Source organism: Microbacterium sp. UBA837 (assembly GCF_002296025.1).
Classification (GTDB): Bacteria; Actinomycetota; Actinomycetes; order Actinomycetales; family Microbacteriaceae; genus Microbacterium.
Window position 1 is genome coordinate 1 of the sequence record NZ_DBHD01000012.1, and the last position, 1,464, is coordinate 1,464.

General features: G+C 67.3%; 2 protein-coding genes. Both read right to left on the bottom strand.

Annotated elements, in window-relative coordinates:
* The coding region (argG, locus tag B3587_RS01185; protein WP_292725948.1) for an argininosuccinate synthase at positions 1 to 920 on the bottom strand (920 nt) is incomplete at its 3' end.
* Between the two features lie 11 nt (positions 921 to 931).
* Positions 932 to 1,464 (bottom strand): Pr6Pr family membrane protein (locus B3587_RS01190; RefSeq protein ID WP_292725950.1); only part of this gene is annotated, 533 nt, incomplete at its 5' end.

Consider the following 1,464-nt stretch of genomic DNA (forward strand, 5'->3'; position numbering starts at 1 on the left):
AGGCGCTCGTAGGCGATGAACAGCAGGGCCATTCCCGGAGCTTCGTAGATCCCGCGCGACTTGGCCTCGATGATGCGGTTCTCGATCTGGTCGCTCATGCCCAGGCCATGGCGGCCGCCGATGCGATTGGCCTCGAAGACCAGTTCCACCGGGTCGGAGTACTCGATGCCGTTGAGCGCGACCGGGCGGCCCCCCTCGAAAGTCACCGTGACATCCTCGGTGGCGATCTCCACCGCGGGGTCCCAGAAGCGCACGCCCATGATCGGCTCGACGGTCTCGAGCGACACCTCGAGGTGCTCGAGCGTCTTGGCCTCGTGCGTCGCGCCCCAGATGTTGGCATCCGTGGAGTACGCCTTCTCGGCGGAGTCGCGGTACGGGAATCCGTGCGCGACGAGCCACTCGCTCATCTCCTTGCGACCCCCGAGCTCACGGACGAACTCGGCATCCAGCCACGGCTTGTAGATGCGCAGCGCGGGGTTGGCGAGCAGGCCGTAGCGGTAGAACCGCTCGATGTCGTTGCCCTTGTAGGTCGAGCCGTCGCCCCAGATGTCGACGCCGTCCTCTTTCATTGCGCGAACGAGCAGGGTACCGGTGACGGCGCGGCCCAGCGGCGTCGTGTTGAAGTACGTGCGGCCGCCCGAGCGGATGTGGAACGCGCCGCAGGACAGAGCGACGAAGCCCTCCTCGACGAGCGCGGTCTTGCAGTCGACGAGCCGCGACACCTCGGCGCCGTAGGTGAGCGCTCGGCCGGGAATGGCGGCGATGTCGTCTTCGTCGGGCTGGCCCAGGTCCCCCGTGTAGGTGCAGGGCACCGCGCCCTTGTCGCGCATCCAGGCGACAGCCACGGAGGTGTCCAGGCCCCCCGAGAAGGCGATGCCGATGCGCTCGCCGATGGGCAGGGACTGGAGGACCTTCGACATGGAACCTCAGTCTACTGAGCGGTTCCGGCCGCCTTCACGCGGGCAGCGCCGCGACGACGACCGACCCAGATCACCCCGGCTGCAAGCACCAGGATGCCGGCCGCGATGCCGACGACGTAGAGGGCGACTCCGCCGTACCCCCACGGCTGGAGGTTGGGGTTCAGGAACGGGTAGGGATACCACCACGGGTTGCCGGTGCGGAAGTCGGTGACGAGCGGTCCGCGCACGAGGGTGTAGATCACCCACACGATCGGGAAGGCAATGATCGTCCAGAGCGCACGCCAGGGAAGGCGACGTCGGAGCGGGCCGAAGAACACGTCCAGCAGGATGAACAGGGGAGCCCAGACGTGCAGGATCTCGTTCGACCACGGAACTGTGGATCCCTGGGGAAGCGGGATGTTGCGCAGCAGCGCGTTGTAGACGATCCCGGTGATGAGCATGTATGTCGACACTGCTGCGAGGAGCGTGGCAAACCAGGCGGGATCGACGCGGCTCCCGCGCCAGATCAGGATCGCGCCGGTCGTCAGAGCGATCGCCGCGCCCA